The sequence below is a fragment of the Candidatus Acidiferrales bacterium genome (assembly GCA_036514995.1).
In the GTDB taxonomy this organism is placed as follows: domain Bacteria; phylum Acidobacteriota; class Terriglobia; order Acidiferrales; family DATBWB01; genus DATBWB01.
Genome location: DATBWB010000128.1, coordinates 1 through 3551 on the forward strand (window position 1 = coordinate 1; position 3551 = coordinate 3551).

Below are 3551 nucleotides of genomic sequence, written 5' to 3' on the forward strand. Positions count from 1 at the left end.
ATCATGTTCAGCCCAAGTTTCATTTACACCGCCGCAACCGGCACCACCCCGCCGCAACCCGGCCAGTTCGACCTGGAAACGGTCGCTGTGCATGAAATCGGCCACCTCTACGGCCTTGACCATCCGCCCTTTCAGGCCGCCAAAATGTTTGCCTTCGCGCCCGGGCCCGGTGAGTTCGACCGCGGCATCACCAGTGACGACAAAGCGGGCATGCTGGAGATCTACCATGACGCCACCCCGCTGGCGACGGGCAGCATTCGCGGCAAGATCCACAGTCCCTTCAATCCGGACGATACCCTGAATGCTTCCCCCTTCACCGGCTTCCCCATTTTTGGCGCCCACGTCTTTGCGGTGAGAGCTTCGACCGGCGAATACGAGGTCGGCACCATTGGCGGGTGGAGTTGCACCCTGGGGGACCCCGATCCGTCGAACGTCGATCCTAACAATCTTTTTAGCATTGACGGCAGCTACGAGATTCGCGGTCTAAAGACAGCCAACGACTACTTCATTTATAGCGAGCCGATCGACGGGCCTACCTTCGAGGATAATCTGATCTTTTTCTTCTGTACGTTTGGAAATTTCCTGAACTGCCCGCCCGAGTCCAACGCCCGCCATCCGGACTTGGATATCACCACACGATTCCACTGAAGAAGCCACTGACGAAGGAGAGGTAGGGGCGGTTCGCGAACCGCCCCTACTCCCCCAAGACGAGTCGTTCCCATTTCGAAACGGTCTGGTCCAGTTCCAAAATGGAACTGGCCTCTTCCGGTATCCTTCGCTTTGTAGGATTTAACCTTTACTATCAATAACTTAACTCAAAAGGCGGGTGGTCTTTCTGTTGCTTTTGTGGAGAGAATCGCTCGAACGGGGCAACCAGCCATGCCACCGCACAGCATTACACTTCAGGGCGAGCGTTGCCCAACTGGATCGGGGCGAGCACCGCAAGCGGTTCACCGCGAGGCTTCACCGCGAACGGCTGGCGCAGCCGTCTTGCTGTCTCTGGCCTTCTTGTTCGGATGCGGTGGCAGCTTTGCGCCACCTCCCTTGCCCGGGATTTCCGTCACGGTTCAACCAGCGACGGCAACCGTCAGCCTGGGGCAGTCGCAACCGTTCACGGTCACCGTCACCGGCACAAACAACCTTTCGGTTACGTGGAGCGTGAACGGTGTGGCCGGCGGAAGCGCAAGTTTGGGCACTATTTCTTCGACCGGACTCTACACCGCACCAGCCCACCTGCCCAACCCGCCAACCGTAAACGTGATCGCGGCGCTCCAGGCCGATCCATCGAAACAGGCCAACGCGCAGGTGACCATCACCAGCCAGGTAGCCGTTGCTCTGGCACCCTCATCTGCCCGTGTGCCCGTGAAGGGGGAGCAAATTTTTGTCGCGTCGGTAACAGGCAGCCCGGACAGGGCGGTGCGGTGGAGCGTAAACGGCATCGCGGAAGGGAATGCTGCGCTAGGTACCATTGCCGCCGGCGGCACCTATACCGCGCCGGCCCTCGTGCCGAATCCCTCTATGGTCGCTGTAGAAGCGACCAGCGTGGCCGATCCATCCCGGCGGGCCACCGCCGAGGTAATGATTCACATCCGCATCTCGATTGCGCCGTTCTCGGTTTCGCTCGCTCCGGGCGGAACGCAGACTTTCAGCGCCAGCGTTGAAGGATTCGCCAATCCGGCGGTGACTTGGAGCGTCAACGGCATTGCCGGCGGCGACCCAAGCGTCGGAACGATCACATCAGCCGGGGTGTACACCGCGCCGGCTAATCCCGCGGCCGGATCGGTCGAAGTGACCGCTACAAGCCAGTCCGATCCCAGTCAATCGGCCAGCGCAACGGTAACGCTTGTTGTCGGGGTGAGCGTAACCGTGGCGCCCTTGAATCCGACCGTGGTCTTCAGGGGATCGCAGGCATTCACGGCTACAGTAGTCGGCAGCTCGGATACGCGGGTTGAATGGAGTGTGAACAACCAGGTGGGCGGGGCAACCGCAACCGGCACCATTTCTCCGTCGGGCCTATATCAAGCGCCAGCCATTCCGGCCATGGATTCCATCGAGGTAGAAGCCAGCAGCGCAGCCGATCCAACCAAGGTGGGGCGGGCGATGGTTCGCTTCTTCGGCCTTCGGAAGCTCGGGCCGCGGGCGCTTTCGGCCGGGGCGTCGGGGCCCATCACGCTGGCCGCGAGCGGCGCCAACCTGGATGCTTCCACGGTGCTGGAAGTCAACTCCGCCGGCCGCGTCACCATATTGTCAGGCGGCGCTCTCCGGACCACGCTCGCGCCGAGCGACCTTGATCAACCGGGTAGTCTTGCCGTGAGCGCAAGGGCTGCGTTGGGGTTAGCCTCAAACGCGCTCTCCCTCGTCATTGCTCCCCGGCCGGCGAGCCCGGCAACGGTAACGGTCTCCGCGAGCAGTCCAACCCTGGCGGGGCAGGACATTATCGTGACCGATGACTCGGGGGAAGGTCTCCTTGCCCCGGTCAAGCTCAACCTCTTGCTGTTGAGCCCGCTCAGTGGCGGAAATTGCGCTGGCTTGGCGGCGCGCCCGCTCCGGCTGAAGCGCCCGGCGGCGGGCAACGCAACCTTCGGCGTCTGCGTTGCTGCCGACGGACTGAGTTCGGAGGTGTCGCAATTGCAATTCTCTTTAAGCGGGCCGCTCGACGTGACCCTGGGCAACCTTCGCACGGCAACCAGCGGTAGCGCAGGCGTTGTGGTTTTGGATTTGCTCCTCACGACATCCACGGCGAGCGGTGCCAGAAGCTTGATCCTCCACAACGCCAACCACGATATTTCGGTTGCCTTCGGCGGCATCGTGATCGAATAGGAGGAGGAACCAAAATGAAAAAGGAGCGCCACCCGGAGCAGCTCGCATGATCCAACGGATCGTCCACGTGGCGATGTGCGTTTTCGTTCTCTCTGCGATTTTGGCCGGGTACGTACCCGAGACAACCCGGCCGCTCGAAGGCAACTGCCCGGTTGCCGATCGCTGGAACATGACGCAGGCGGTGAATCGCCGCTGGTTTGCTTTCGTTGGCCCGAACGTGCTTTGCGCGGCGGGCGCGGGCAATGCCTGCAGGCAAGCGGTCCAAGCGACCATCCAGGCAAGTTTCGCTCAATGGAGCTCCGTCCCGGGAGCGGCCTTGAACTTCTCTGCTCTGACATCGGATTCAGTTGTGCCTTGCGACCCGGTCGCTGACGGCCGGGACCTGGTCTGCCTTGATTCGCAAGTGGGAGCGCAATTGGGCCCCGGGATCCTGGCGGTCTCCGTCATCATCACTGCCCGGGCAGCGGGGGCGTCGCTCGGCGGCCGGACGGCTACCTTTGCCGGTGAAATTTTGGACGCGGACACGGTTTTCAATCCTTTCTTCTTTACTTTTGCTACGCCCGACGCCCTGGCCGCCAATCCTTCCGCTTACGATTTCCAGACGATCCTCACCCACGAGCTTGGTCACTGGCTGGGCCTCGATCACTCGCCCCTCTGGCAGGCGGCGATGTGGCCGGAAGCCGTGCCCGCCGGACAGGCCGGGCGCGCGCTTTCCTCGGATGATCGCATTG

General features: G+C 62.0%; 3 protein-coding genes. All 3 read left to right on the plus strand.

What is annotated here, in order from left to right; genetic code table 11:
- The coding region (locus VIH17_08955) for a matrixin family metalloprotease (protein ID HEY4683362.1) at window positions 1-648 on the plus strand (648 nt) is incomplete at its 5' end.
- 342 nt (window positions 649-990) lie between these two features.
- Entirely contained in the window at window positions 991-2820 is a 1830-nt protein-coding gene (locus VIH17_08960; protein ID HEY4683363.1) for a hypothetical protein, read from the plus strand.
- A gap of 46 nt (window positions 2821-2866) precedes the next feature.
- The coding region (locus tag VIH17_08965) for a matrixin family metalloprotease (protein HEY4683364.1) at window positions 2867-3551 on the plus strand (685 nt) is incomplete at its 3' end.